The 25931-nt window shown below is 70.5% G+C and carries 27 protein-coding genes; 10 read left to right on the top strand and 17 right to left on the bottom strand.

From position 1 onward, the window contains the following. Positions 1 to 105: 105 nt before the first annotated feature. Positions 106 to 954 (bottom strand): hypothetical protein, encoded by an 849-nt coding sequence (locus VFI59_01820; GenBank protein ID HET6712436.1) that lies wholly within the window; start codon positions 952 to 954, stop codon positions 106 to 108. A gap of 86 nt (positions 955 to 1040) precedes the next feature. Beyond that, the gene (locus VFI59_01815; GenBank protein HET6712435.1) at positions 1041 to 1457 is read right to left on the bottom strand and encodes a GNAT family N-acetyltransferase; all 417 of its coding nucleotides are present in this window, start codon (positions 1455 to 1457) and stop codon (positions 1041 to 1043) included. 71 nt (positions 1458 to 1528) lie between these two features. Here VFI59_01815 and VFI59_01810 point away from each other — a divergent pair, with 71 nt between their 5' ends. The 3 genes from VFI59_01810 to VFI59_01800 are packed head-to-tail and all read left to right on the top strand — an operon-like array spanning position 1529 to position 3789. Further along, complete coding sequence (locus VFI59_01810) at positions 1529 to 2113, top strand: helix-turn-helix domain-containing protein (GenBank protein HET6712434.1); 585 nt, start codon at positions 1529 to 1531, stop codon at positions 2111 to 2113. Further along, entirely contained in the window at positions 2110 to 3396 is a 1287-nt protein-coding gene (locus VFI59_01805; protein HET6712433.1) for an MFS transporter, read from the top strand. The genes VFI59_01810 and VFI59_01805 overlap by 4 nt, the downstream gene beginning before the upstream one ends. 27 nt (positions 3397 to 3423) lie before the next feature. Next, on the top strand, positions 3424 to 3789 hold the full coding sequence (locus tag VFI59_01800) for a hypothetical protein (protein ID HET6712432.1): 366 nt from the start codon (positions 3424 to 3426) through the stop codon (positions 3787 to 3789). Positions 3790 to 3802: 13 nt separating this feature from the next. Here VFI59_01800 and VFI59_01795 read toward each other — a convergent pair whose 3' ends face one another. From VFI59_01795 to VFI59_01775, 5 genes are all read right to left on the bottom strand, one after another. Further along, a complete protein-coding gene (locus VFI59_01795) occupies positions 3803 to 4081 on the bottom strand; it encodes a ubiquitin-like small modifier protein 1 (GenBank protein HET6712431.1) in 279 nt (92 codons plus the stop codon). A 54-nt stretch (positions 4082 to 4135) separates the two neighbouring features. Next, on the bottom strand, positions 4136 to 4957 hold the full coding sequence (gene moeB / locus VFI59_01790) for a molybdopterin-synthase adenylyltransferase MoeB (GenBank protein HET6712430.1): 822 nt from the start codon (positions 4955 to 4957) through the stop codon (positions 4136 to 4138). Beyond that, positions 4954 to 5352: a M67 family metallopeptidase gene (locus VFI59_01785; GenBank protein ID HET6712429.1), complete on the bottom strand. Its 399-nt coding sequence runs from the start codon at positions 5350 to 5352 to the stop codon at positions 4954 to 4956. Before VFI59_01785 ends, moeB begins: the two co-directional genes overlap by 4 nt. 99 nt (positions 5353 to 5451) lie before the next feature. Further along, entirely contained in the window at positions 5452 to 7026 is a 1575-nt protein-coding gene (locus VFI59_01780; GenBank protein HET6712428.1) for a hypothetical protein, read from the bottom strand. Next, the gene (locus VFI59_01775; protein HET6712427.1) at positions 7019 to 7492 is read right to left on the bottom strand and encodes a sigma factor-like helix-turn-helix DNA-binding protein; all 474 of its coding nucleotides are present in this window, start codon (positions 7490 to 7492) and stop codon (positions 7019 to 7021) included. Before VFI59_01775 ends, VFI59_01780 begins: the two co-directional genes overlap by 8 nt. 38 nt (positions 7493 to 7530) lie before the next feature. Here VFI59_01775 and VFI59_01770 point away from each other — a divergent pair, with 38 nt between their 5' ends. Continuing rightward, positions 7531 to 8364, top strand: a complete 834-nt coding sequence (locus VFI59_01770) for a methyltransferase domain-containing protein (GenBank protein ID HET6712426.1) — start codon at positions 7531 to 7533, stop codon at positions 8362 to 8364. On the opposite strand, the gene selD is transcribed toward VFI59_01770, so the two are convergent. Continuing rightward, positions 8348 to 9391, bottom strand: coding sequence for a selenide, water dikinase SelD (gene selD / locus VFI59_01765; GenBank protein HET6712425.1), 1044 nt, complete (start codon positions 9389 to 9391; stop codon positions 8348 to 8350). The genes VFI59_01770 and selD overlap by 17 nt on opposite strands. 56 nt (positions 9392 to 9447) lie before the next feature. On the opposite strand from selD, the gene VFI59_01760 reads away from it, so the two are divergent. Beyond that, positions 9448 to 9849, top strand: coding sequence for a hypothetical protein (locus VFI59_01760; protein ID HET6712424.1), 402 nt, complete (start codon positions 9448 to 9450; stop codon positions 9847 to 9849). A 154-nt stretch (positions 9850 to 10003) separates the two neighbouring features. On the opposite strand, the gene VFI59_01755 is transcribed toward VFI59_01760, so the two are convergent. The 3 genes from VFI59_01755 to VFI59_01745 all read right to left on the bottom strand — a co-directional run bounded on the left by VFI59_01755 (position 10004) and on the right by VFI59_01745 (position 14437). Further along, complete coding sequence (locus VFI59_01755) at positions 10004 to 11287, bottom strand: hypothetical protein (protein ID HET6712423.1); 1284 nt, start codon at positions 11285 to 11287, stop codon at positions 10004 to 10006. Positions 11288 to 11347: 60 nt separating this feature from the next. After that, positions 11348 to 12787, bottom strand: a complete 1440-nt coding sequence (locus VFI59_01750; GenBank protein ID HET6712422.1) for an RNB domain-containing ribonuclease — start codon at positions 12785 to 12787, stop codon at positions 11348 to 11350. A gap of 99 nt (positions 12788 to 12886) precedes the next feature. Then, positions 12887 to 14437 (bottom strand): amidohydrolase family protein, encoded by a 1551-nt coding sequence (locus VFI59_01745; GenBank protein HET6712421.1) that lies wholly within the window; start codon positions 14435 to 14437, stop codon positions 12887 to 12889. A 66-nt stretch (positions 14438 to 14503) separates the two neighbouring features. Between VFI59_01745 and VFI59_01740 the strand changes: the two genes are divergently transcribed. The 3 genes from VFI59_01740 to VFI59_01730 all read left to right on the top strand — a co-directional run bounded on the left by VFI59_01740 (position 14504) and on the right by VFI59_01730 (position 18431). Then, the gene (locus tag VFI59_01740; protein HET6712420.1) at positions 14504 to 15331 is read left to right on the top strand and encodes a PfkB family carbohydrate kinase; all 828 of its coding nucleotides are present in this window, start codon (positions 14504 to 14506) and stop codon (positions 15329 to 15331) included. A 138-nt stretch (positions 15332 to 15469) separates the two neighbouring features. Next, the gene (locus VFI59_01735) at positions 15470 to 16552 is read left to right on the top strand and encodes a CapA family protein (GenBank protein ID HET6712419.1); all 1083 of its coding nucleotides are present in this window, start codon (positions 15470 to 15472) and stop codon (positions 16550 to 16552) included. A gap of 40 nt (positions 16553 to 16592) precedes the next feature. Beyond that, positions 16593 to 18431: a putative nucleotidyltransferase substrate binding domain-containing protein gene (locus VFI59_01730; protein ID HET6712418.1), complete on the top strand. Its 1839-nt coding sequence runs from the start codon at positions 16593 to 16595 to the stop codon at positions 18429 to 18431. A 7-nt stretch (positions 18432 to 18438) separates the two neighbouring features. Here VFI59_01730 and fabI read toward each other — a convergent pair whose 3' ends face one another. From fabI to VFI59_01715, 3 genes are all read right to left on the bottom strand, one after another. Then, a complete protein-coding gene (gene fabI, locus VFI59_01725) occupies positions 18439 to 19221 on the bottom strand; it encodes an enoyl-ACP reductase FabI (protein HET6712417.1) in 783 nt (260 codons plus the stop codon). A gap of 27 nt (positions 19222 to 19248) precedes the next feature. Then, positions 19249 to 19548, bottom strand: coding sequence for a DUF4333 domain-containing protein (locus tag VFI59_01720; GenBank protein ID HET6712416.1), 300 nt, complete (start codon positions 19546 to 19548; stop codon positions 19249 to 19251). Between the two features lie 77 nt (positions 19549 to 19625). Next, positions 19626 to 20546, bottom strand: a complete 921-nt coding sequence (locus tag VFI59_01715; GenBank protein ID HET6712415.1) for a hypothetical protein — start codon at positions 20544 to 20546, stop codon at positions 19626 to 19628. 53 nt (positions 20547 to 20599) lie between these two features. Here VFI59_01715 and VFI59_01710 point away from each other — a divergent pair, with 53 nt between their 5' ends. Beyond that, the gene (locus VFI59_01710; GenBank protein ID HET6712414.1) at positions 20600 to 22288 is read left to right on the top strand and encodes a DUF885 domain-containing protein; all 1689 of its coding nucleotides are present in this window, start codon (positions 20600 to 20602) and stop codon (positions 22286 to 22288) included. Positions 22289 to 22326: 38 nt separating this feature from the next. After that, complete coding sequence (locus tag VFI59_01705) at positions 22327 to 23004, top strand: TIGR00266 family protein (GenBank protein ID HET6712413.1); 678 nt, start codon at positions 22327 to 22329, stop codon at positions 23002 to 23004. Here VFI59_01705 and VFI59_01700 read toward each other — a convergent pair. The 3 genes from VFI59_01700 to VFI59_01690 all read right to left on the bottom strand — a co-directional run. Continuing rightward, entirely contained in the window at positions 23001 to 23885 is an 885-nt protein-coding gene (locus tag VFI59_01700; protein HET6712412.1) for a methyltransferase domain-containing protein, read from the bottom strand. The two genes, VFI59_01705 and VFI59_01700, sit on opposite strands and share 4 nt — an antisense overlap. Positions 23886 to 23889: 4 nt before the next feature. Then, on the bottom strand, positions 23890 to 25122 hold the full coding sequence (locus tag VFI59_01695; GenBank protein ID HET6712411.1) for an ABC transporter permease: 1233 nt from the start codon (positions 25120 to 25122) through the stop codon (positions 23890 to 23892). Then, positions 25119 to 25931: ATP-binding cassette domain-containing protein (locus VFI59_01690; protein HET6712410.1), on the bottom strand; the 813-nt coding region annotated here is incomplete at its 5' end. The genes VFI59_01690 and VFI59_01695, both read right to left, overlap by 4 nt.

The raw sequence follows: 25931 nt of genomic DNA, 5'->3' as shown, positions 1-25931 counted from the left end.
CGGCTATTTCTCCGGCCATGCGTCGGCCGGAGATGCCCGAGTGTTCAGGAACCCCGGAGAGTACCAGCGGGCTTCTGAACGCTGGCTGAACGGAACCGTTGCGCACTAGGGATACCTGAGCTGGAGGAGGGCCGTGACACGTCCGTCGGTGACCGTGATCCGGAACGGGTCGTTCGTGATGCGCCGGGCACGGCGTGAGTCGGTCCCCATCAGTCGCTGGAGCTCGCTCAGCGTGATCGTGTAGGTGAACCCCCTGCCCCACCGCCGCACCGTGACCGCCGCGGATGTCTCCACCGGCAGCGTGCGCCACGTCGTGTCGTCGTTGCGGAAGTACCGGTTCACGCGCTCGCCGGCCGGGATCACGCCGTCGTCGATCGCGGCCTGCGTCGCGGCCCCGCCCGTGAACCAGCGGCCGAGGTCGATCGTGATCCGCGCCGGCGCCTGATCGGCACCGACCGTGATCAGCCTGCCGACGTGCGTCCCGTCGTCGATCGGCGGTCCCATGTACGAGCGGAAGCGCGCCTCTTCCTCCTCGAGGGCCGCGCGGGCCTGCCGGAGGTTCTCCCGCGCCTCCTGCTTGCTGGCCGCCGCGACGTCCTTGCCTTGGCGAGCGCGCTGCAGGTCGCCCTGGAGGACGCCGACCCGGGTCTCCATGGCCGCGACCTCCTGACGCAGGGCGCTGTTCGCGTCGACGAGCGCCTGTTGGTCGTCGATCGCGGCCGAGAGCTGCGCCGCGAGGTCGTCGGCACGATTGCGCTGATCGATCGCGTAGGCGGCGAGTGCCACGATGAGGATCAGTGCGAGCGCGCCGGCGACGATCGCCGCGAGAACTCCCCACCGCCGAGGCTCGCGGGCCTCGGGGATGACGATCAGATCTTGCTCACGGCGTTGCGGCTTCGGGGCGCGCGGAGCCGAAGGAACGTGATCCTGCGGTCCTCTCGTGGGGGTCTGCACGGGGAAGCGCCCTCCCTTCCGCTGCGGACGCTAGACCCGTGTTGACCTGCTGGTCAATAGGCCTCATGGACCCCCTCGGAGCTGGCTCACTCGAAGACCCACCAGTAACCGACCGCACCATCGGTGCGCTCCCCGCCTGCGCCTTCGTACAGCCGCTTGGCGGCGGCGTTCCCGGCGTCGGTGAACAGCCACATCCGCTCGTGGCCCTTGGCTCGCGCGAAGCCGACGAACGCGTCGAGGAGCTCCCGGCCGAGCCCTTGCTGGCGGTAGGGCTCCGCGGCGCCCAGATCGTAGAGCACGATCATCCAGAACCCGTCGGGACGGAAGAGCTCGTAGCCGTAGGCGCACCCCACGACCGTCTCCTCGTCGATCGCGACGAACGCGTGGGCGTGCGGGTTGCGCAGGAACATCTCGGGCGCCGGCGACGACCGGCCCTTCAGGACGCGGATGCCGGCATCGAGCAACTCGACGTCGTCGGGCTCCAGCTTGCGGATCTCGGCCACGCCGGAAGCGTAGCCCGAGGGGCCGGGATCCGAAGTTGCACAACATCTCTTTCGAAAGTATCCTTTCGGATATGACCGCCGTGTCGGACCGACCGCTGGAGCTCACCGATCCCCGCCAGATGCGGGCACTGGCTCATCCCCTTCGACTTCGACTGCTGGGCATCCTTCGCATGGACGGTCCCGCGACGGCCACGACTCTGGCCCAGGAGGTCGGCGAGAGCCCCGCGCTCGTGAGCTACCACCTGCGAACCCTCGGCCGGCACGGATTCGTGCACGAAGACCCCGAGCTCGCCCGCGACGGGCGCGAACGCTGGTGGCGCGCGTCGCACCCCGGCATGACGTGGGAGCCGGTGCGGTTCCTCGACACGCCCGAGCGAGCGGCGGCCGCGAACGCCTTGCTGTCGGAGATCGCCGAGCGCTACGCCGAGGCGAGCCGCGAGTGGCTCGCCGACGCGCCGAACTGGACCGAGGCGTGGGTCGAGGCCGCCGACATGAGCGACTGGCGGCTGCGACTCACCCCACAGCAAACCCTGAACCTGCGCGAGGAGCTCGCGGATATCGTCGGGCGGTACGAGGCGCTCCCGCCTGAGGACGATGCCCAGCAGGTGCGCGCGATCGTGCAGGTCCTCCCCCACCGCAGCAAACCCCGCCGATGAAAGCCGTCGATGCACCGCGACGCCAGGGGCCGCTGGTCGCCCTCCTCGCCGCGAACGCGATCTCGATGTCGGGGAACGTCGCGACGCTCGTCGCGATCCCGTGGTTCGTGCTGCAGACGACCGGGAGCGCCGCCCGGACCGGCATCGTCGCTGCGGTGGGGCTGGTGCCGATCGTCGTCTCGGGGTTCGTGGGGGGCGCACTGGTCGACCGCATGGGCTACCGGCGCTCGAGCGTGGTCGCCGACCTGGCGAGCTCGGCCGCCGTCGCGGCGATCCCGCTGCTCCACCTCACCGTCGGCATCGAGTTCTGGCAGCTGGTCGTACTCGTCTTCCTCGGCGGGTTGCTCGACGCGCCGGGGGTCACCGCCCGAGCTTCTCTCTTGCCCGATGTTGCCGCCGACGCCGGCTGGAGCCTGGAACGGGCGAGCGGCGCGGCGGCCGTGGTGGAACGGGCCTCGCGACTGGTCGGCGCGCCGCTGGCGGGCGTGCTGATCGCGCTGGTGGGCGCGACCTCGGTCCTGTGGATCGACGCCACCTCGTTCCTGGTGTCGGCACTGCTCGTGGTGCTGGGGGTGCCGCGGCGTTCGCGCGCGGCGGTTCCCGGTGAGCGATCGGGCTACGTCGAGGAGCTGCGGGAAGGATTCGCCTTCCTGCACGCGGATCGCACGCTCTTCGCGCTCGTCGCGGTGCTGACGCTCACGAACCTGCTGGACTCCGTCTCGATGGTCGCGCTGCCCGTCTACGCGCAGCAGGTGTACGGCTCCGCCGTCAGCCTCGGGCTCATGATGGCCGTCGTCGGGGCCGGCTCGGTCGTCGGCGCTCTCGCGTTCAGCGCATTCGGGGATCGCGTGAGCCGGCGGCGCGTGTTCACGTGGGGATTCGCCGGGGTGACGCTCTGGTACCCGGTTGCAGCGGTCTTCCCGTCACTCGGTGTGCTCCTCACGGCGCAGTCCGCGGCGGGCGTCTCGTCGGGGCCGTTGAACCCCGTGATCGACACGGTCTTCTTCGAGCGCGTGCCCGACGGCATGCGGGGCCGCGTGTTCGGCGTGGTTCAGGCGTCGGCGTGGCTCGCGATGCCGATCGGCGTGCTCGTAGCCGGCCCGGCGATCGAAGCGTTCGGCCTGCGCCCGACGCTGCTGGTCACCGGCGCGCTCTACGCCGGCGTCGTGGTGGCGGCGATGTTCCTGCCGGCGCTCCGAGGGATGGATGAGCGCCGAACCGCCGCGGAGACGACGGACACCGCCAACGGCCGGGAGATCGTCGCGGCCACCCACTCCGGATGACGACGGCGCCGTACAGTGGAGGTGGAGGTGGCGGCGATGCTCGGTCACGCCCCCGTGGAGCCACTCGGATCCGAACGACAGCTGGGGACGCGGTCACTCCGCTGGTCATGGATCCTGCTCGCCGCTTCGTGGCCGTGGCACCTGGTGGGTGGCGCGATCGCGATCGGCATCACGTGGCTCGCGGGCGGCCACTTCACCGACGGCATCGGGGTGCCGCGAGGCGTCTACATCTTCCTCTACGTCTGGATGCTGACCCCTCTGGTCGGCTCGTTCGTCGTCGGCATGATCGGCTGGCTCCGTGGACACCGGCCGGCCGCCATCGTGCCCGCGGCGCTCAGCGCATGCATCGCGGTGGTCGTCACGATCTTCGGCTCCGGGGAGTTCTTCGGCTGAGCGTCGCTCGGCGTCAGCGGCCCCCGGCGACCGCGGGCAGGATGCTCACGGTGTCGCCGTCGGCGACCTCCGTCTCGAGGGACCCGAGGTAGCGAACGTCCTCGTCGTTCACGTAGACGTTGATGAAGCGGTGCAGGCCCCCGTCGTCGGTGACCACATTCTTCGTGATGCCGGGGTAGTGACCCTCGAGGTCGGAGAGCACGTCGCGCAGCGTCGCGCCGTCGGCGCCGACCTTCGCCTCTCCGCCGGCATGCTTGCGCAGGATCGTCGGTAGCTTCACGGTCACGGCCATCGTTCGTTCGGTCTCCTGTCGTGTGCGTCTGAAGTGGTCCCTGATACCAGTGTCTCAGCGGGCGGGCACGCCGCAGAACGCCTCGTAGTCGATCAGCTCGGTGATCGTTGGCTCCTTGCCGCAGACGGGGCAGTCGGCGTCCCAGCGGATCTTCACTTCCTGGAAGTCCATGTGCAGGGCGTCGTAGAGCAGCAGCCTGCCCTCGAGCGTCCGACCTTCGCCCGTGATCAGCTTGATCGCCTCGGTCGCCTGGATCGCCCCGATCACACCGGGGAGCACTCCGAAGACGCCGCCCTCGGCGCAACTCGGCACCGTGCCGGGCGGCGGCGGCGACGGGAACAGGCACCGGTAGCACGGCGTCTCCTTGCCCGGCATGAACACGGTTGCCTGGCCCTCGAACTGGTAGATCGAGCCGTACACGAGCGGCTTGCCCGTGAACTGCGTCGCGTCGTTCACGAGGTAGCGCACCGGGAAGTTGTCGGTGCCGTCGACGATGATGTCGTAGCCCTCGAACACGTCGTACACGTTCGTCGAGAACAGCAGGGTGTCGTGGCCCTGGATCTCGATCGTCGGGTTGATCGCGCGCAGGTGCTCGACCGCGCTCTCGACCTTGGGACGACCGACGTCGTCGCTCGTGTGCAGGATCTGGCGCTGTAGGTTCGAGACGTCGACGGCGTCGAAGTCGACCACGCCGAGCTTGCCGATGCCGGCCGCGGCCAGGTACATCGCGATCGGCGAACCGAGCCCTCCGGCCCCGATCACGAGGACCGAGCTGTCGAGCAGCTTGCGCTGCCCCTTGCCGCCGATGTTGGGCAGGATGATGTGGCGCGCGTAGCGCTGCACCTGGTCCTCGTTGAACATCGGGGTCTGGGTCACGAGATCCTCAGCTCCTCTTCGGTGACCTCGCCGTCGGTGATGAAGAACGACCGGATCACCGGTTCCTCACGGTCGGTGAGCGAGACCAGGATGTAGCGCGCCTCGGGGTAGAACGCCAGCCTGATGTCGGTCTCGCTGGGGTAGGCCTCTGAGTGCGTGTGCGAGTGGTAGATCGCCCACAGCTCCCAGCCCTGGTCGTCGATCTCCTCGAAGACGCGGAGCTGCTCCTTGCCGTCGAGGCGGTAGGTCACCGGGCTGGCATCGGCGTTCCTCATCGGGAAGGCCTTCACGGGCACGCCGTCGGCAGCCGCGATGACGCCGCAGCACTCGTTCGGGAACTCGCGGAGCCCCTGCTCCACGATCTCCTTGTAGAAGACGCCGTCCAACTCGCTCAATCCTGTGCTCCCGGGATGCGACCTGCGCGCGGACGCGTTCGCCCGCCGCTGTTGCAGGTGCAAATGCTACCAGTGGGGTCGGTTATTCCGGCCGGCGTATCACGCCCGCCAGTCGGTGACGTAGAGGTCCCAGTCGCCCTCGAGACCGAGGTCGGCGGGTACCAAGAGGGCCTGCACCCCTGACCCATCGGCGTTCATCACGTACGGCACGCCGCCTTGGTCCTCACCGCGCCGATCCGGCCCCTTGGAGCGGTCGCTCGTGAACGCGATCATCGAGCCGTCTGGCGACCAGACCGGGTTCTGGTCGTAGCCGTCATACGACGTGACGCGTCGTGGGTCGCTCCCGTCGGCGTCCACGAGGAAGATCTCCCAGGCGTAGTCGCTCTGGTTGCTGGCCGTGAACGCGATCGTCGATCCATCCGGTGACCAGGCGGGATCCTGCTGATAGAGCTCGTCGCTCGTGAGCGCGACCGGATCGGATCCGTCCGCGTTCGACACGAACAGCTCTCGGGCGAAGCTGCACCCGGCATCGACCGGCTTGGCGTCACCGATATACGCGAGCCGGGTCCCGTCTGGCGACCAATCGTGAAAGTCAGCCGACTTCGAATCGAGGAGTCGGTGGGCGGCGCTGCCGTCGGCGTTCATCGTGTAGAGGGTCAGCGCCCTGTCCCGATTGCTCCTGAAGGAGAGCCTTCCTTCGGGCGTCCAACGCACGAGATCGTCGGACGCCCGATTGTCGGTGAGACGCCTGAGACCCGAACCATCGGCGTTCATCACGTAGATCTCGCTGTCCTCGGTGCTCGCGTTCGTCACCGTCGGATCGCCGTCGTCGTCGGGGATCACCAGGACGATCCGGGTGCCGTCGGGCGAGAGTTCGATGTCCGACACATCGGGCTGGTCAGGAGCGATCGGCGCGAGGTCTGACCCATCGGCGTTCACGAAGAACGCTCGTCCCTCGCCGGTGTCGTAGTTCCATGCCTGGACCGTGAGCCGACCGGTCACCGAGGCGGCGAGTGGCGCGTCGTTCCCTGCGGTCGCGAGCGGCTCCGGGAGGGGCTCGCCGCACTCACCGGCTTCGTGCAAGGTGTGCCAGACGTTGTCCGGATCGACGATCTCGAACGGGGCAGAGAAGGCACTCAGTGGAACGTCTGCCGTCCCGGTCGCGGCGTCGAGGCACGTCGCGACCCAGGTGCCGGGTTCGATGGGGATCGATCGCTCCGTGGTTGCGCCTTCATCCATGTCGAATCCGACCGACCGACCTGGTTTCACGGGATCACGCATCAGGAAGAAGGTCATGCCTCCCTCCTCGGCGACTCGGATGTGCACGCCGTCGGACAAGAGCTTGACCGGGGCTCCCTCGATCGATGCTCCCTCGTCGGTGCAGGTCACGCTGAGTTCGGTGGACGGATCTCCGTCGGTGAGGGTCTCGTTCGGTGCCGGGGACGACTCGTCCGGCGCGGGTCCCGCTCCTTCGAACTGCGTGAACAGGAAGACACCCGCGGCGGCGAACAGCGCGAACGCGACCCCGATCGTCACGATGCGGCGGCCGATCGACGGTCCTTCGAGCACCGGGGAAGGCTGCTCGGGAGCGTGGGCCCGTGCCTGGGCACGGGCCCAGAGGTTGCGGGTCTCGATGTCGTCGAGTCGTCGAAGTCGCTTCTTCGGGTCAGTCATCGTGGTCCTCCAACAGCTCGCGGAGACGTCGTCGCCCCGCGCTGAGATGCACGCGCACGGCCGCCGACGTCGATCCGATCGAGGCTGCCACCTCGCGGACGGGCAGGTCGGCGTAGTGATGGAGGAGGACCGCGGCCCGCTGTTTCGGCGAGAGCCAGCCCAGAGCGTCGAAGACCTCCGCCGCGCTCTCCCCCATCTCGTACCGACCCTCGGGAACTTGCCCGGTCGGTCGCGAACGTCGGTCGGCGAGTTCCCCGTTCGCGATCCGGAACGATGACCGCCACACCCAAGCAGCGATATCGTGGACCGCGTCCCCCCGCCGGATCACCTGCGCGAACGCCTCGGCCACAGCATCCTCCGCGATCTCCATGTCGCGGGCGTAGGCGAACAACGTCCGCACCATGCGCGGACCTTGCTCACGGTAGACGCGCTCGACGCGTCCCCGCCCGGTCAGCTCGTCGACCATCACCGGTCACCCTGACAGGGGCACCTACGAGCGGAAAGGTGAAGGCGGCGCTCGGCCGTGACACGATGATCCGGCCCGACGGAGAGGCATCGATGTCGTTCGAGGACCTGCTCGTCTCACGCAGCGCCGCCGTGTACGCCGACTTCCTCGAGCCCTACCTCACGGCCGGGGACGTGGTGCTCGACGTCGGGTGCGGTTCGGGCAGCATCACGGTCGGGCTCGCCGCGAAGGTGGATCGAGTGATCGGGGTCGATCTCGACGATGCGGAGTTCGTCGACGCGCGGACCCACGCCCGACGGTCGGGCATCGACAACGTGGAGTTCCGGGAAGGGAGCGTGTACGCCCTGGACTTCCCCGATCGGCGGTTCGACGCCTGCCTCGCGCACTCGATGCTGGAGACGCTCGACCGTCCCGTCGACGCGATGCGCGAGGTCCACCGTGTGTTGAGGGCCGGGGGCGTCGTCGGCGTCGCCAGCGTCGAGTACGGAGGGCTGATATTGGGCGGCCCCGACGAGCCGGTCCTCCGTCGCTTCTACGACCTCCGCACCCGGCTGTGGCAGGACGAGGGCGTCGCCGATCCGTACCGAGGGCGAACGCTCCGCGGCGTGCTCACGTCGGCAGGGTTCGAGCGGGTCGTCGCCACGACGACCTCGATCTGCTACGGCACCGACGCGGCGGTGCGAGCGTTCGGGCTCGACCGGGCAGAGGATTGCCGCGACGTGTGGTACGCGGAAGGGGCGGAGCGGTTCGGGATCGGGACGACCGAGGACCTCCGCGTGATGGAGCAGGCGTGGCTCGCATGGTCCGAGGCGCCCGACGCGTACGCGGCGTTCTCGTGGTGTCGAGCCCTTGGGTTCAAGCCCGCCCGCTGATCCGGATCGCTCCGGGTGGGCCCGCGGTCACCAGGCCGATCGTCGAGGCGGACACACCGCGGCCTTCGAGCGCCTCCAGCAGCGCGTCGGGCTCGCGCGTCGCGACGAGGAGACCCCCGCTCGTCTGGGCATCGGCGAGCAGGAGCTGCTCGGGCTCGGCGAGGTCGCCCCAATCCACGTGCGGTGAGACGTATGAGTGGTTGCGCTGGGTGCCGCCGGGCACGACCCCGCTGCGAGCGAGATCGAGCGCACCGTCGATCAAGGGGATCGACCCGGCGTCGACCTGGGCGGATACGCCGCTCGCCAGCAGCATCCGGTGGAGGTGTCCGAGCAGGCCGAACCCGGTGACGTCGGTCGCGGCGTCGGCGCCGACCTCGTTCACGGCCTCGCTCGCCGCCTTGTTGGGCGTCGTCATGAGGTCGACGGCGGTCGCGAGCATCTCGTCGGTCGCCACGCCCCGCTTGACCGCGGTGGAGATCATGCCGAGGCCCAGCGGCTTCGTGAGCACGAGCGAGTCGCCGGCCACCGCGGTCGAGTTCCGCAGCATGCGCCGTGGATCGACGAAGCCGAGCACGACCATGCCGTACTTCGGCTCGGGGTCGGTGATTGAGTGGCCGCCGAGCACCGGCACCCTGACGGCACCGGCCGCGTCGGCGCCGCCCTGCAGCACGCGTCCCAGCATCTCGGCCGGCAGGTCGTCGATCGGCCAGCTCACGATGTTCAGCCCCAGGAACGGGGCGCCGCCCATCGCGTACACGTCGCTCATCGCGTTCGTGGCCGCGATCCGTCCCCAGTCATAGGGGTCGTCGACGATCGGCGTGAAGAAGTCGAGCGTCGCGACGAGCGCCCGGTGGTCGTCGAGCGCGTACACCGCTGCGTCATCGCCGCTGTCGGCCGCGACGAGGACGTCCGACGGCACGCCCGGCAGCGTGAGCGTGCCGAGGACCTCGTTCAGCTGGTCGGGGCCGAGCTTGCATCCGCATCCTGCGCCGTGGCTGAAGGAGGTGAGCCGTCGTTCCGTCTGCATAGGTCCGAGCATACGGAGCCACGCGCTACCCTGCCGGGGCGAGAGAGGAGGCGATCATGAGCAAGACCGTCGCCGAGAAGCTCCTCATCAGGCCGGGCACGACCGTGTGGTCGTCGCACGCGGATCGCGTGCCGCTCCTCGGAGCGTTGCCGGACGGCGTTCGGCTGGTGGACGAGATCGCCGGGGCCACGACCGCGGTGATGTTCGTGGACGACGCGGCGTCGGCGCACGCCATGGTGGAGGCACACGAGCGCGACCTCGCGAGGCCCAATGCGTTGTGGGTCGCCTACCCGAAGGGGAACCGTGCCGACATCAACCGCGATTCCCTGTGGCCGATCCTGGCCGACCGCGGGTTTCGCCCGATCACACAGATCTCGATCGACGACACGTGGTCGGCGTTGCGGTTCCGCCCGTTGCAGGAAGGTGAGGAGCGGTTCGCGGGTGGTCGGTCCGGGTGACGGCGCTCGTCGCCCCGACCGCCAAGGGCCCGAGCTCGGACGTGTCCTGCTCGAGTTCGCGGAAGCCAAGCGCGCCGGGCGGGCTTCGACTCGATCGCGTTCTCCACGCACGAGCGCATCAGTCCCTGACCTGAGGCCGAGACCGGCGATCATGTCACGGGTGCCAGCGTTCCTGGTGTTCGGCGTGCGTGCGCAGGTACGCGCCCGGCTCGAAGTGCTCGTCGTAGAACGACAGGTCCAGGTGGTGGGCCTGCAGGTACGTCAGGCAGAACAGGCTCGGCACGGTGCCGGGGAACTTCCCGAAGCGATCGAAGACGTACTGCGCTTGAGTGGCCACGCACTCCGTGAACTCCTCGGAGTGCACCTGGGCCGCGCCGCGCACCTTCGCGCTCTCGCTCCACGCGCCCGGTGTGTCGGGGTTGAACGGCCCGCCGGCGCCGAACTTCCGTTCGCTGAACGCCTCGACCGCCGCCCGCATGTCGGGGAAGTGCGGCGGGCAGTACGCGGAGTACACGCCGTCGGTGCCGGTCGGGTTCGGCAGCGCCCAGCGGTCGTCGGTCTCGACGTTGAAGCCGAGGCCGGGCACGGCGGGATCGCCGCTCGCACCGAGGACCGTGTGCCGGTCGATGCCGTCGAACATCCACCCGCCGAGGCCCATGCCCTGCAGCATCAGCATGCCGGCATAGCACGACGTCGTGAGCTCGGCCGTGGCTTCCGTCAGCGCGTACTGCTCGACGAACGTGAGAGGGAACGGCTCGTCGACGTCGACGAGGTCGCGGAACGCATCCATGCCCGGGATCCGCTCGTTGTTCACGTCGTCGAAGATCGACGCCCCGTTCTGCGTCAGGAAGCAGAGGATCGCGATCAGCGTCTGCGCGATGTCGGCGACCGGCATCAGCAGCAGGCTCCCCGGCCGGTTCACGCACCACGTGTTGTGGCCCTCCATGTAGGGCTCCTCGTCGGGGATGTTCATGCGCCCGTCGGCGAGCTTGCGGATGCGCCCCCGGTGCGCCTCGATCACCGCGTCGATGTCGACCGGCGCGTCCGGGTCGCGATCGACGAGCTTCGGCGCGTCGCGCGTCTCGAACAGGTACACACCGTCGTCGTCGGTGAGGAACATCTCCATCACGTGGAAGCCGGCCGCCGACGGGAACGTGCGCCCGCCCGCGGCGCCCGAGTAGTTCGGGAAGTGCGGGGCGTACGTGGCGTTGCGCGTGATCGCGAAGTGCCACCCGGTGTTCCCGGCGGCCGATGTCAACACGATCATCTTCTCGAGGTCGCTGAGGGGTTGCGGGTCGAGCTTGGACTCGAACGCGAGCGGCCCGTCGGGGATCACCGCCCCGGCCGAGAAGCGCCGAGCTCGCCTGCCGTGCAAGGCCTCGATCAACGGGAAGCTCAGTGCGGTCTCGAGTCCGGGCGGTGCGGTCCGGGTGGCCATCGAAGGCTCTTCCTTTCGGTTCGCTGACGGTCGTACTCTCACCGGACCGGCGCCACCAGGTCAATCCGTCGAGGACGGGACCGTCGCGAAGCGGATCGTGTGCTTCGCGACGTCGGCCTCCTCGAGCCGAACGCGCACCCTCGCGCCGAGCTCGTGCACGTCGTCGCAGGGACCGATCACGGCTGGGCGCCTCAGCGCGACCTCTCCCCTGGCCCGCTTCCACAGGTCGATCACGAGCGCGTCGTACTCCTGACCGACGAGCGGCGCCAGCACGGCGGCCTCCACGGCATCCACGGCCGTGCGCTCGAGCCGCTTCCCGCGCTCGGCGCCGAGCGCCATCTCGATCGGAAGCGCCGGCAGGGCGTCTCGCGCCCACGCCGGGACCTCGGTCCCCGCGCAGATCGCGCGGCACACCTCGTTCGCGTACCGGTCGACCAGGCGTCGCAACGGCGCGGTGCAGTGTGCGTACGGCGCCGCGATCGCCGCATGCATCGGATCGGGCGGCGGCGGACCGTCGAACGCGACGTAGGAGGCAGCGCGGAACAGCGCGGCGGCCTCCTGCAGGAACACCGCCTCGGCGTCTGAGCGCGACGGGTCGATCGAGTGCAACACCTCGGTGTAGGGAAGGTCGGTCGGCCAGTCGAGACCGAGTCCCTCGGCCACCCGTCGCAGGCGCGCCACGTCGACCTCGTCGGCGGGCGGCATCGTCCGCACGATGCCCACGCCCGCCTCGAGCATCAAGGCTGCGGCGGCGCGGCCCGCGAGCAGCGAGAGCTGGGCGTTCCAGTCTTCCACCGGCAGCATCCTCCGGAACCGCAGCGTGTAGCCGCCGTCGCGCTCGATCACCTCCTGGGTAGGGACGCCGAGGCTCGCGCCCCCGCGGGCGTGCTCGGCGTGCTGGAGCAGGATGCCGATCTCTGGCAGGAGCAGCAGCATCTCGTCGGCGCCGCCGTCGTCGATCGCAGCCTGGGCCTCGGGGTAGCCGAGCTTGGCCCGGCTCGAGACGATGGCGCGCCGCACGTCCGCGTCGATCGTGGCCCCGGTCGCGTCGACGTCGACCCGCCAAACGACCGCGGGCCTCGGACCGTCGGGCAACAACGACGCGGCGCCCTCGGAGAGCACCGGCGGGTACAGGGGCACGCGACCGTCGGGGCTGTACGCCGTCTCGGCCCGCCGGTGTGCCTCGGCGTCGACAACGCCACCTGGCGTGACGAACGCGGCCGCGTCGGCGATCGCGTACCGGAGCCGGAACCCGCCCTGCGGACGTCGCCCGAGATGGAACGCCTGGTCGAGGTCCATCGACTCCGGCGGATCGAGCGTGACGAACGGCACGTCGGTCAGGTCGGCGTCGGGCAACCGGGGTTCACGCGCCGAGCGCTCGGCCTCGGCCAACACGTCGGGCCGGAACGCCTCCGGGATGCCGATGTCGGCTCGGATCGCCGAGAACGTCGCGCGCAGCTCGTCCGCGGGAGCGACGAGCCTGATCGATCGCCGAGGCACGCGAGGAGCTTACGGGCAGGCGTCAGGAACGCCTGAACGTTCGAGTCGACGACGACGACCTTCCACCACGACCGAGACCACGAGGCCGCGCCTCCCACCTCACGCGAGCATCGTCGCCATCGTGGCCCACTGCTCGCGATCGTCGTCGCGGAACGCCTGCGTCTGGGCCATCGTGGTCGGGCCGAGCACTCGGTTGAAACCGGGGAGCTTCCGGCGGATCTGCTCGAGGTCCCGCCGGGAGAACTCGCACGTCTCGGTGTTCGGCTCCACGCCGTACAGCGCGGCGCCGTTCAGCCCGAGGATCTTCGCCTTCAACTCCTTCGTGAGCTTCGGGTAGCCGTAGCGCTCCTGGAACTCGGGCGAGATCTGGAACGCGCGCATCGCCTGGATCATCGGCTGGGGGGAGCCGTAGAACAGGCAGTCGGTGCCCCACAGCACGTTGTCCTCGCCCACGTACCGCAGGAGCTTGCCGAGGAAGTGCGCCGCCTGGTCCGGGTAGCGCATCACGAACCACCACGACGTGCCCATCTCGGCGTAGACGTTCTCGTTCGGGCCGATGCCCTCGCGTTCCATCGACCAGATCAAGCGGTTCGTGCCCATGTGCCGCGTGGCCCTCGTGTACGGCACCTCGGGGACGCTCGCCTCGAACCCCGAGTGGTAGGCGACGAAGTTCATGTCGCGGTGCCTGCGCGCCGCCGGACCGATGTCGTCGGGCGAGGCGAACGGGGAGCCGAGCGAGAGGCCCTTGTGGATGCAGATCGTGTCGGTGCCGATCTCCTTCGCCTTGCGGATGAACCGCTCCCCCACCTGGCGCTCGTTCGGGTCCCGGTCGTCCAGCCACCATCCGTTGCCGTCGCCCTCGAAGGCATCGGGGAAATGCGTGAACGTCTTCCAGGCGGCGACGGGGTAGGCGGCAGCCGTGTGTTCCATCGCGGCGAGCGCCGCGTCGAGCTTCCCGACGTTGGGCAGCGCCTGTCCGTGCAGCAGGATGCGCTCGTCCCGACAGAGCGCCGCGGCCACCTTCCGGGTGAGGTCCATCACGTCGTGGGACTGGGGGCTTCCCGCGGGGAAGATCGGCAGCGCCGAGAGCACGAGCATGTTCGTGTCCGAGCGCAGGAACATCAACTCGAGGAAGTGCTCGATCGAGTAGCACGCACGCGGGTCGTCCTCGCCGCAATCCTGCTGGGGGAAGGATGCCCAGAAGTCCTGCCCGTTCAGCACCGGGTTCAGGTGGTACTCGAGCAGGTGCCCCTGGATGTCGAAGACGAACTCCTCGCCGCCGAGCGCCCCGAACGCGCTCTCGGGCTCGATCGACGCACTCGGAGGGACCTCGTAGGTGCCGCCCGGGGTCGTGCCGGTCGCGCTCGGCGAGGACGGCCCGGCCGCATGTTCCTCGGCGGTGCACGCGTTGAGCGCGAGGAATGCGGTCGCGGCGCCGCACACCGAGAGCAGGAACTCGCGCCGCGACATGGCGAGTCGGTCGGCGTTCTCGACCGACCAGGCTCGCGCCCGCGCGATCGTCTCGAGCAGGACCGGAGACAACCCCGGCTCGGGGTCGTACTCGCCGTTCGAGGCCGGCCCGAACTCGATCGGGAGGCCGGGATCCTGTTCGTCGTCGGTGCGATGATGCGGCACGGTCTCTCTCGCCATCGGTTCCCTCGAGGTGACCTTGGCACGACCTCGCGGGTTCCGCGAACCGGATGCCAGACTGGTTCTGTGCAGGTCGCGGTCGTGGGGCACGTCGAGTGGATCTGGTTCGGGACGGTCGATCGCATACCCCTCGCCGGAGAGATCGCGCACTCGACCGACGACTGGGAGGACCCGGGTGGCGGCGGTGCCGTGGCCGCCGTGCAGCTGCGCAAGCTCGCCGGCGCCTGCGACTTCTTCACCGCCCTCGGGCGCGATGCCTTGGGCGAGCGTGCCGCCGACGAGCTCGCCGAGCTCGGCGTCGATATCCACGCCGGACGGCGTGAGGAGCCGACCCGACGCGCGCTCACGCTCGTCGATCCCGCGGGCGAGCGCACGATCACGACGCTCGGACATCGGCTCGCCCCGTCGATCGATGACCCGCTGCCATGGGACCGGCTCGACGAGACCGATGCCGTCTACGTGACGGCAGGCGACGCCGGGGCCTTCAGGATGGCCCGTCGGGCGCGGGTGATGGTCGTGACCACTCGCGTGCTCGACGAGTTGCTCGATGCCGACGTCGTCCCCGACGCACTCGTGGGCAGCGACCGCGATCCCGCGGAGCACGTCGACGTCGAGGTGCTGCCGTGGCGGCCGCCGCTGCTCGTTCGGACCGAGGGGAGGTCGGGCGGCCGCTTCGAGAGCCCGAGCGAGGGAAGCGGTCGTTACGAGGCGGTCGGGACGCCGAGGGGTCCGACGGGCGACGCGTACGGCGCCGGCGACTCGTTCGCGGCCGGGCTCACGTTCGCGCTGGGGTCGGGGTGGCCGGTCGAGCGGGCGGTGGCGTTCGCAGCCCGGTGCGGCGCCGCCTGCGCGGCGGGTCGCGGACCGTACGCCGGACAGTGGGACGGCAGCTGACGTAGGGCGAAGTGGCCTCATCGGACGTGGCACGATCTGCGCAGGGCTCCACGGTCCCGGGGATGCCCGGACGTATCCTCGGCGGACCTTCCTGGAGGCGCGGCTCGCGCCTTCCTTCCCCAACCCACGAGGTCAGCGATGCGCGGGAAGCATCGACGCCGCCGGCCACCCCCGGGCCCGATCAGCTTCTCGGCCGTGATGGTCGGGTTACTCGCCGTGAGCATGGCCGTGCCCCGAGCGGCGGATCCTCCGGACCGTCCGGATCGACATCGCCGTGCTCGATCGGCTCCGGCGGCGCCGACGCCCCGACGTTCCGACACCCCGCGTCGGTTCACGATCGCAGCGACCGGGGACATCCTGATCCACGAGTCGCTCTGGGAACGGGCCGCGGTGCTGGGCGCCGCGAGCGGCCAGGCGTTCGACTTCCGGTCGATGTTCCGGCGCGTTCGCGACACGCTCGCCGGTGCCGATCTCGCGCTCTGCCATCTCGAGACCCCGGTCACGGCGGACGGCGATCTCTCCAGCTACCCGGTGTTCGCCGCACCCGTCGAAATCACCGACGCGATCGCCGACGCCGGGTACGACTCGTGCTCGACCGCGTCGAACCACGCGCTCGACGGTGGCGCCACAGGCATCGAGGCCACGCTGGACGCGCTCGACCGCAACGGCCTCGCACACGCCGGCACGGCCCGCACCCGCCGCGAGGCCCGTCGCATCACGCTGCTCGACGTCGAAGGGGCCAGGGTCGCCCACCTCTCCTACTCGTTCGGGTTCAACGGCTTCACCCCGAAGCACGACTGGCAGGGGAACCTGATCGACGTCGAACGCATCCTCGACGACGCGCGCCGCGCTCGCGAGCGCGGGTCCGACCTCACGGTCGTGAGCCTGCACTGGGGCGTGGAGCCGCTCACGACCCCGACCGCGTTCCAGATGCAGGTGGCCGAGCGCCTCACGCGCTCGCCGCTCGTCGACGCGATCGTCGGCCACCATGCCCACGTCGTGCAGCCGATCGAGCGCGTGAACGGGAAGGTCGTGGCCTACGGCATGGGCAACTTCCTCTCGGGCATGCGGTCGGGCGAGATGTGGCCCGAGGGCGTCGAGGACGGCGTGATCGTGCTGCTCCGGGTGGATCGGCGGGGAGACGCCTACCGGGTGACGAGGGTCCGCGCCGTGCCGACCACGGTCGAGTACGGCACTTGGCGCATCCTCCCGGGCGCCTGACCCGCTCCACGCCGTCACGCCCATCGGGGATACTCCCGCCGTGGACATCGCCGGGTTCCTGCGCCGGTACCCGCCGTTCGACGAGCTGAGCGACGAACGGCTCGCCGAGGTCGCCCGCACGGTCGAGATCGAGCACTTCCCTGCCGGGGGCGTGATCCTGCAGCAGGGTGGGGAACCCGCGAGCGCCCTCTACGTGGTGCGCAAGGGCGCCGTCGAATTGCTGGACGACGGTCAGGTGCTCGACCTGCTGCTGGAGGGCGAGGTGTTCGGACAGTTCTCCTTGCTGGCCCACGAGGTGCCGTCGCTCACCGTGCGGGCGCAGGAGGACACGCTGTGCTACCTCGTGCCGGAGCCGGCGGCGGACCCGGTGCTCGAGACACACGCGGGCCTGTCGTTCGTGATCGGCAGCATGCGCCGGCGCATCGCGTCGGCCACCGACGCGGCCACCGACGTGCCCGACGCGCGTCTGACGCCGGTGGGTGACCTCGTGCGCCGGTCGGCGGTGACGGGCGAGCCGGCGGAGTCGGTCGCCGACGCGGCCGCACGCATGTCGGCCGAGCGGGTCTCCTCGCTGCTCGTGCCGATGCGTGGCGGGTGGGGCATCGTGACCGACCGCGACCTCCGCACGAGGGTCGTCGCCACGAAGGCCGATCCGGCGACCCCGCTCGAGTCGATCGCGACGTTCCCCGTGCGCACGATCGCCGACGAGACGCTCGCCGGCGACGCGCTGCTGTCGATGTTCGCCCAGGGTGTGCACCACTTCCCGGTGAGGAGCGCCGGCGGCGAGCTGATCGGGGTCGTCACCGACACCGACCTGATGGGCCTCGGCCGTCACACGCCGTTCGCGCTGAAGAGCGCGATCGAGCGGGCGACCACGGTCGACGAGATCGCCGCCGCCGGTCGCGACCTGCCGGAGCTGGTCGTGACGATGGTGCGCGCCCGCGCGGACCCGATCGACGTCGGCCGCGTCATCGCGCTCGTGGTCGACGCGATGACCGAGCGCCTGATCGCGCTCTCGATCGACGAGCTCGGCGACCCACCGTGCGCCTGGGCATGGCTCGCGCTGGGCAGTGCCGCTCGTCACGAACAGGCCCTGCGCACCGATCAGGATCACGCGCTCGTCTACGACCCGGTCTCGGGTGAACCCGATCCCGACCCCTGGTTCGCCGACCTGGCCGCGCGGGTGACGGCGGGGCTCGAAGAGGCCGGCATCCCCCGCTGCGAAGGCGACGCGATGGCGGTACATCCGACGCTCCGACGCCCGCTGGGCGAATTCGTCGACGCCTTCCTCACGTGGATGGACAGCGCCGATCCGCACGCCATCGTCCTCTCGTCGATCGGTTACGACTTCCGGCAGGTGGCCGGCCCGCTCGGAGCGGAGCCGGCACTCGACGACGCCATGCGCCGGGCCCGGGCCCGGCCGGCGTTCGTCCGTCAGATGGCCAGGCGGGCGCTCGACCTGAAGCCCCCGACCGGGTTCCTCCGCGACCTCGTGGTGGAGGCCAAGGGCGAGCATGCGGGGCGGCTCGACATCAAGCACGGTGGCATCACGATCGTGAACAACCTCGCGCGCGTGTGGGCGGTCCGCGCCGGCGTGACATCGAAGGACACGATCGGACGCCTGCGGGGTGTCGCGGCGGCCGGCGCGCTGGACGATGCGCTCGTGACCGAGCTCGTGGAGGCGTTCCACTTCCTCTGGGACGTGCGCCTGCATCACCAGGCCGGCCAGGTCGCGGCCGGAGACCCCCCCGACGACTACGTCGACCCGTCGATGCTCGGGTCGTTCTCGCGCAGCGGCCTGAAGGAGGCCTTCCGGGTGATCGCCCGGGCACAGCGGCTGACCGGCACCGAGGAGGGCGTGCACCCGGGCCTGCGGTGAGCGGCGCTCAGTCCAGCGAGAGATCCGTGCCCATCGCGTGGAAGCCGCCGTCGACGTGGATCATCTCGCCGGTGATGCCCTTCGACAGGTCCGAGAGCAGGAACGCGACGGTGTTCCCGACGGGCGTCGGATCGGTCACGTCCCAGCCGAGCGGCGCGCGTCGCCCCCACGAGTCGGTGATCGCGTCGAACCCGGGGATGCCCTTGCCGGCCATCGTGCGCAGCGGACCCGCGCTCACCGTGTTCACCCGCACGCCCCTGGGCCCCAGGTCACGGGCGAGGTAGCGGGTGACCGACTCGAGCCCGGCCTTCGCCACACCCATCCAGTCGTAGATCGGCCAGGCGACCGTGGCGTCGAAGTCGAGCGAGACGATCGAGCCGCCACGCTCCTGCATCAGCGGCAGCATGCCCACCCCGAGCTCTTTCAGCGAGAACGCGCTCGTGCGCAACGCCGTCGCCACGCTCTCCCACTCCGTGTTGAGGAAGTTCCCGCCGAGGGCGTCTGGCGGGGCGAACGCGATCGCGTGCAGGAACCCGTCGATCGACCCCCACCGGTCCGCGAGCTCGTCGCGCACGACCAGGATGTGGTCGGGCTCGTTCACGTCGAGCTCGAGCACGTCGGGGGTGACGGGCAGACGCCTGGCCACCTTCTCCGTGAGGCTGACCCCCCGGCCGAAGTTCGTGAGCACGATCTCACCGCCCTGCTCCTGCACCGAGCGCGCGGCCGCGAACGCGATCGACTGCGGCGTGAGCACGCCGGTGATCAGGAAGCGCTTCCCCTCGAGCAGCACGCGGTCCTCCCCCTCGGTCGCGGCGAGTCAAGCGCTCGCGTCGGTGACCGCCCAGTCCACGTTGCCCTGGTCGTCGCGCTGCGTGACGGTGATCGTGAACGTGGCGCCCGACTCCTCCTCGGCGGTGCACGTGAACTCACCGCCGGTCTCGACCTCGACGTCTTCGGGACAGCTCACCGACGCGATCGGGCTGCCGGTCTGCTCCTCGATCTGCGCCTTCAGCTCACCCTCGAGTCCTTCGGTGTCGAGCGTCTTCGTGCACGCGGCGGTCGCGACCGCGAGCACGGCGAGGGCGGCGAGACGGACGGAACGCGAGCGCATCGACATCGGCGCGGAGCCTCCTGGCGTCGTCGGACGAGACGACCGAGCCTATCGACGGGCAGACGGGGGGGCAAACGACCGACTCAGACCCGGCCCAGGATCGCCCACTGCTCCTGGCTCACGAACGGCAGCGTGTAGTAACTGGCACCGATCGTGCCGACATCGCGCACGGCGTTCACGAACGCCCGCGTCTCGGGCGCGGTCGCGTCGCGCGCGAGGCCGCCGATCACGTGGATCGGCACGTCGTCGCTGCCAACCCCCGCCCGGATCTCCTCGATCGCTCGGGTCACGTAGGCCCGCGTTTCGGCGGGTCCGCGCACCCGGTAGGTGAAGTAGGTCATCGGCAGCACCGCGTCGTACGTGCGTGCGAGGTCGCCCCACGGGAAGCCCGGCCAGTACGCGAGGTCGTCGACGAGGCGCACCGGCGACGGCACGATCGCGCCGAGGGGATAGCGGTCGCCCGCGATCTCTCGAAGTCGCTCGGAGAGCCGGATCAGGCGCCCGCTGCGTCGGCCCGGATCCCGCACGGCGGCGGACTCGATGTCGAGTGCGAACCCGTCGAAGCGATCGCCCCGCGGCGTCGTGAACGCGATCGCGGCTCGGGTGCGTGCTCGATCGACAGCGAGGTCGGTGAGATGCGGCAGGTACCAGGCCACGACTTCGATGTCACGGTCGTGCGCCGCCTCGACGAACGCCGCCGCCTGGTCCCGGTACACGAACGGCACCGATCGGTCGCCGTTCGACGTCTGCAGAAACAGGGTGCCGGCGCCGCTCGAGACCATCGTGTCGACCGCGGCGACGGGATCGGCCCACGCCTCGTCGTCGTGGATGTCGACCCAGACTCCGAGACCCTCGAACGGACCGGTGGCCGGGTTCGGGCGGACGGGCGGCTCCGCGGCCTCGGAACCGACGTCGCGACCGGCGACGAACGCGATCGCGCCGACGAGCCCGATGACCACGGCGAGCGCGCCGACGATCGCCCGAGGGGAAGGCTGGCGGGGCATCCAGGAAGCGTACGCGCACCCCGCGACACGCTGGTCCACGTACCATCCTGGCCATGGATCCCGAGACCGAGCCAGGCGCGCAGGACGAGGCGTCGAGGGCGCGCAACCTGGCGGACCGGTACTGGCTCGCGCTGATCGAGATCGCACCGCTGCTCGGCACCGAGGCCGGCGACGAGCGCTTCGACGACCGGCTCGGCGACCCGAGCGAGGCAGGACGCGCCCACGACGAGGACGTGCACCGCGCGGCGCTCGATGAGCTCGCCACGATCGACCGCGCCGCGCTGCCGGCCTCGGAACGGGGCGCGATGGACGTGCTCGAGTCGATCGCCCGCAGGGGGCTCTCCGAGCTCGAGCACCGCCTCGACCGCCTCTACGCCGCGAGCTACTTCTCGGGACCCGTCGCGATGCTCGGGGCGATCGCGTCGCTGCAGCGCGCCGACACGTCCGAACGCCTCGATCGCTACGTGGCGAGACTGCGCGCGCTCCCGCCCTACCTCGACGCGTGGACCGACGTGGTGCGCGACGGCATCGCCGCCGGCGTGACTTCCCCCCGCGTGGTCGTGGAACGATCGATCGATCAGCTCGAGCGCGTGCTCGCCCTCGGGGCGGGCGAGAACCCGGCGATGCTCCCGGTTGCCGATGGCGACGACGCGGCACGGGAGCGCGTCGCCGGAGCCGTCCGCGACGTGGTGAACCCCGCGCTGGCCGATTACCTCGACGTGCTGGGGGCACTGCTGCCGCACGCCACGGAGACCGTCGGGCTCTCGGCGCTGCCCGGCGGCGAGGAGCTCTACGCCGCGCAGATCCTGAACTGGACGACGCTGCCGCTGGACCCGAGGCAGGTGCACGAGCTCGGCCTCGAGCGGTTCGGGGCGATCCAGGAGGAGCGCCGGGCGCTCGCCGAGCGCCTCGGCCATCCCGATGCGAACGCCGCGATCGCGGCCCACGGGGCGTCGGGACGCAACACCGCCGCCACCCCGCAGGTGTTGGTCGACCTCGCGAAGGACCAGATCGCGCGCGCGATGGACGCCGCGCCGCTGTACTTCGGCCGACTGCCGAGGTCCGCCTGCGAAGTGCGGCTCGTCGAGGAGTTCCACGAGGCCGATCAGCCGTTCGCCTACTACTGGCCGCCGTCGGGCGACGGCGGGCGCCCCGGGGTCTACCACGTGAACGGCTACGACCTGCCGACCCGGCCGCTCCACATCATGGCGGCCGTCACGTTCCACGAGGCTGTGCCCGGACACCACTTCCAGCTCGCGCTCGAACAGGAGATGGACGACCGACCGGCCCTGAGCCGGTTCGGGGGGACGCACGCCGGCAGCGCGTTCGCCGAGGGCTGGGGGCTGTACGCCGAGCGTCTCGCCGACGAGATGGGTCTGTACGCCGACGATTGGGAGCGACTCGGCATGCTCGACGCGCAGATCCACCGGGCGGCCCGGCTCGTGACGGACACCGGCCTGCACGCGCTGGGCTGGAGCCGCGAGCGGGCGGTGTCCGTGCTCGAGGACGGCGGCGTGCCGCACACCGACGCGGTGATCGAGATCGACCGCTACATCACCGAGCCCGCCCAGGCCCTCGCCTACACGATCGGCATGATCGAGATCGAACGCGCCCGCGAGGGTGGCGAGGCGGCCGACCCGGCCTTCGACCTGCCGCGGTTCCACGACCGGGTGCTCGAGCTCGGACAGCTGCCGCTGCCCGCGTTCCGCCGCGAGATGGGGCTCGAGGACCGAGCAGGGTAGGCTCGGCCGCGTCCACGACTCACCGAGGGAGGCTCGGCATGCAGGTCGACATCAGGTACAGCCCGGCGTTCGCGGTCGGCGTGATCGCGATCCCGGCCGGGGGCGAGATCAAGGCGGAAGCCGGCGCGATGACCAGCATGTCGGGGGGCGTCGAGATCGAGACCAAGGCGCAAGGCGGCGTGATGGCCGGCCTGAAGCGGTCGGTGCTCGGTGGCGAGAGCTTCTTCATCAACACGTTCCGCGCGCCGCAGGGCGGCGAGCTCACGGTCTCCCCGACCCTGCCCGGCGACATCGTGCACCTGCCGATCGACGCCTCCACGCCGATGATGGTGCAGTCAGGCTCGTGGCTCGCCTCGGAGACCGGCGTCGATGTCGATACGAAGTGGGGCGGCGCGAAGACGTTCTTCTCGGGCGAAGGGCTCTTCCTGCTGCGGTGCACCGGCGCCGGCGACATGCTCGTCTCGAGTTACGGCGCGATCGAGCAGCGCCAGCTGGGCGCCGGCGAGGTGCTGAAGATCGACACCGGGCACATCGTCGCGTTCACCGAGGGCATCGGCTACGAGGTCAACAAGGTCGGCGGCTGGAAGTCGACACTGCTCTCCGGCGAGGGTCTCGTCGCGACGTTCACCGGCCCAGGGAACCTCTGGATCCAGACCCGCAGCCCCGCCGACTTCATCGGCTGGCTGATCCCGCAGCTTCCGTCGAAGAGCAACTAGCCGGGCCCTGCGGCGGGCTTGCTCCCGTGCAGCAGCAGGTAGTCGAGCATGCCACGCTCCCACAGCAGGTCGACCTGGCGCAGCATGAGCCGCACGGCGAGCCCGTAGCTCCACGAGAGGTCGCCGTGGGCACGGTCGAGGCGGTCGCGCACGAACCGAAGGGCCGGGCCGATCACGCGCTCCCCCACCGGCTCGGCGCGCACGTCGATGAAACCGGCGTCGAGCGCGAGCCCGACGATCTCGTCGGCGGTGGCCACCGCCTGCGTGCCGAGGCCCCAGGCCCGCAACTGCGTGTACGCCGCCACTCCCTCCGCCGGCGTGCGCGGCAAGCGCACGGTCGGGATGTCCGACATCGTGAGCGCGCCCCCCGGCCGCAGCACACGGAACGCCTCGGCGAAGAACAAGGCCCGCGACGGGAAGTGGAACGCCGCCTCGACGCTGATCACCCCGTCGAACGAGCCGCTGCGCAGGGGAAGCCTCGTGGCGTCGGCGTTCACGGCGTGCGCCCCCGCCTCGGCCAGGCGCCGCTCCCCGGCCACCAGCTGTGACCTCGTGATGTTGACTGCCGTCAGCGAACGGGTGTCGGCGACGTCGGCGATCAGTGGATCCTGCTCGGCGAGGCCGTTGCCGATGTCGAGCACATCGCCGCCGGACGGCAACTGCGAGGCGATCGCCCGCACCAGCCGCCGCACGGCGACCGGGGCCTCCCCGGGATCGCTGCCGTCGCCCTCCCACAGGCCGAGGTTCAGCCATCCGGGGTCGAGCGCCACGATGAAGTCGGCCCCGATGCTGTCGTAGACGGTGGCGGCCGGGTTCCGCCCCTGGCGCAACACGGAGAGGGCGTGCCGCACGTTCTCGCGCGTCCACCCGGCCTTCGCCACGACGTCAACCCCCGCCGGCGGTCGTGGGGGCGGAGCGCCACGCGTCGCGGAGCTTCACGCGGGTGCCGGTCCTCAGGACCGCGCCCGCGTAGAGGCGGGCCGACAGCGGGATCAGCACGGCCGTGCCGGCCACGAGGAGCGCGACCGAGAGCGCGACCTGGGGCACCGTCGCCGACCCCAAGGCGATGCGGACGGGCATCGCGAGCGCCGACGAGAACGGCAACACCGACGCGACCACCGACAGCGGCGAGCCGGGGCTCTCGAGGGCCCCGATCGAGATGAAGAACGAGATGAAGATGATCAGGTTGATCGGCACCATCGCGTTCTGCAGCTCCTCCATGCGCGAGACGAGCGAGCCCGAGACCGCGAACAACCCGGCGTAGAACGCGAAGCCCATCACGAACCAGACGAGCACGACCAACGCGATGCCGATCGCCGTGGCCGGGATCGCGAGGGCGCCGGTCACGACCGAGAGTCCGATCGCGAACGCAGCGATGAACGCGAGCTGCACGATGCCCAGCAGGCCGATCCCGGCGATCTTGCCGGCGAGCAGCTGGCGCGGACGGATCGCCGAGAGCAAGATCTCCACCACTCTGGACGCTTTCTCCTCGATCACGCCGGTCGCGACCCAGACCCCGTATCCGAAGAGCTGACCGTACGCGAGCAGCACGGCGATGAAGGCGATGCCGGCGTTCTCCTCGCGTTCCGGATCCTGCGGCTCGAGCGTCCGCACGTCGACCAAGGGTTGGTTCAGCACGGCCTCGATCTGGGCGGCGCTCGCGCCCCCACCCTCGAGCGCGGCCGTGATCCTCACCCGGATGAGCGCGTTCTGGACGAGCTGGGTCAGCGTGGCCGGGACCGCGTCATCCCCCACCAGCTCGTCGCCGTCGAGCACCGCATCGAGCCGTCCGCTCCGCACCGCGGCCTCCGCATCGGCGACGTCGTCCCAGTGCCCGACACGGAGCTCGACCCCCTCCCGCTCGGCGACGTCGTCGAGCTCGGCCGCGGTCCGGTCGATCGCGGCCGGGTCGCGCCCGATGATCCCGAGGTCGAACGAGGGCGTGACCTCGTCGCCGAACGCCCGCAGCACGATGAACACGGTCAGCACGGTGAGCGTGATGCCGGTCGAGATGAAGAACCCCTTGTCGCGCAGTCGCACACGGAAGTCGCGGACCGCCACCAGGCGCCAGGCGCCCCGGTCGGTCGGTTTCGGCTCGTGCGCGAGACGCTCGTTCACGCGCCCACCACCTCGCGGAACAGCTCGGCGAGCGTGGGATGCACCGGTCCGAAGCGCATCACATCTCCCGACGCTCTCGCGAGATCGAGCACTCGCTGCTCGTCGACGTCAACGGCGAGCTCGAGTACGAGGCCGTCGTTGCGGACCTCGACGAGCTCGACGCCAGGGATCGACCCGTGCCATCCGTCCGATCCACCGCGCACCTGCACGAGGAGCAACCGCCGCGCGCGCCGGGCCCGAAGCTCGTCGATCGTGCCCTGGGCCACGATGTGGCCGTCGTCGATCAGCACGACCGCGTCGCACAGTCGCTCCACGAGATCGAGCTGGTGGCTCGAGAACACCACGGGCACGCCATGGTTCGCCGCCTGGCGCCGCAGCACGCCCGAGAGTACGTCGACCCCGACCGGGTCGAGACCCGAGAAGGGCTCGTCGAGGACGAGCAGGTCGGGCTCGTGCACCAGGGCCGACGCGAGCTGCACGCGCTGCTGGTTGCCCAGCGAGAGCGCCTCGACCCGGTCGGTCGCTCGCTCGGCCACGCCCAGCACCTCGATCGTCTCCTCGGCCCGCCGCCGCGCGTCGCCCCTGCCGACCCCGTGCAGCCTCGCGAGGTAGACGAGCTGGTCGAGCACGCGCATCCGGGGGTAGAGGCCGCGCTCCTCGGGCATGTAGCCGAAGCGGCGCCGCACCCGTGCGTCGACCGGCTCGTCCCGCCACCGAACGCTGCCGGCATCGGGGGTGAGGACCCCCAGGGCGATGCGCATCGCGGTGGTCTTGCCGGCACCGTTCGGACCCACGAACCCGACGATGCG

It is taken from the genome of Actinomycetota bacterium, assembly GCA_035697485.1.
Lineage (GTDB): Bacteria > Actinomycetota > UBA4738 > UBA4738 > HRBIN12 > JAOUEA01.
This window is presented reverse-complemented; position numbering and strand designations above follow the sequence as displayed.

Excerpts from the sequence above, each read along its gene's own strand:
- VFI59_01810 (HET6712434.1), top strand. The coding sequence starts at position 1,529 with ATGACCGCCGTGTCGGACCGACCGCTGGAGCTCACCGATCCCCGCCAG.
- VFI59_01805 (HET6712433.1), top strand. The coding sequence starts at position 2,110 with ATGAAAGCCGTCGATGCACCGCGACGCCAGGGGCCGCTGGTCGCCCTC.
- VFI59_01795 (HET6712431.1), bottom strand. The coding sequence starts at position 4,081 with ATGGCCGTGACCGTGAAGCTACCGACGATCCTGCGCAAGCATGCCGGC.
- VFI59_01780 (HET6712428.1), bottom strand. The coding sequence starts at position 7,026 with ATGACTGACCCGAAGAAGCGACTTCGACGACTCGACGACATCGAGACC.
- VFI59_01775 (HET6712427.1), bottom strand. The coding sequence starts at position 7,492 with ATGGTCGACGAGCTGACCGGGCGGGGACGCGTCGAGCGCGTCTACCGT.
- selD (HET6712425.1), bottom strand. The coding sequence starts at position 9,391 with ATGCAGACGGAACGACGGCTCACCTCCTTCAGCCACGGCGCAGGATGC.
- VFI59_01760 (HET6712424.1), top strand. The coding sequence starts at position 9,448 with ATGAGCAAGACCGTCGCCGAGAAGCTCCTCATCAGGCCGGGCACGACC.
- VFI59_01755 (HET6712423.1), bottom strand. The coding sequence starts at position 11,287 with ATGGCCACCCGGACCGCACCGCCCGGACTCGAGACCGCACTGAGCTTC.
- VFI59_01745 (HET6712421.1), bottom strand. The coding sequence starts at position 14,437 with ATGGCGAGAGAGACCGTGCCGCATCATCGCACCGACGACGAACAGGAT.
- VFI59_01735 (HET6712419.1), top strand. The coding sequence starts at position 15,470 with ATGCGCGGGAAGCATCGACGCCGCCGGCCACCCCCGGGCCCGATCAGC.
- VFI59_01720 (HET6712416.1), bottom strand. The coding sequence starts at position 19,548 with ATGTCGATGCGCTCGCGTTCCGTCCGTCTCGCCGCCCTCGCCGTGCTC.
- VFI59_01715 (HET6712415.1), bottom strand. The coding sequence starts at position 20,546 with ATGCCCCGCCAGCCTTCCCCTCGGGCGATCGTCGGCGCGCTCGCCGTG.
- VFI59_01710 (HET6712414.1), top strand. The coding sequence starts at position 20,600 with ATGGATCCCGAGACCGAGCCAGGCGCGCAGGACGAGGCGTCGAGGGCG.
- VFI59_01705 (HET6712413.1), top strand. The coding sequence starts at position 22,327 with ATGCAGGTCGACATCAGGTACAGCCCGGCGTTCGCGGTCGGCGTGATC.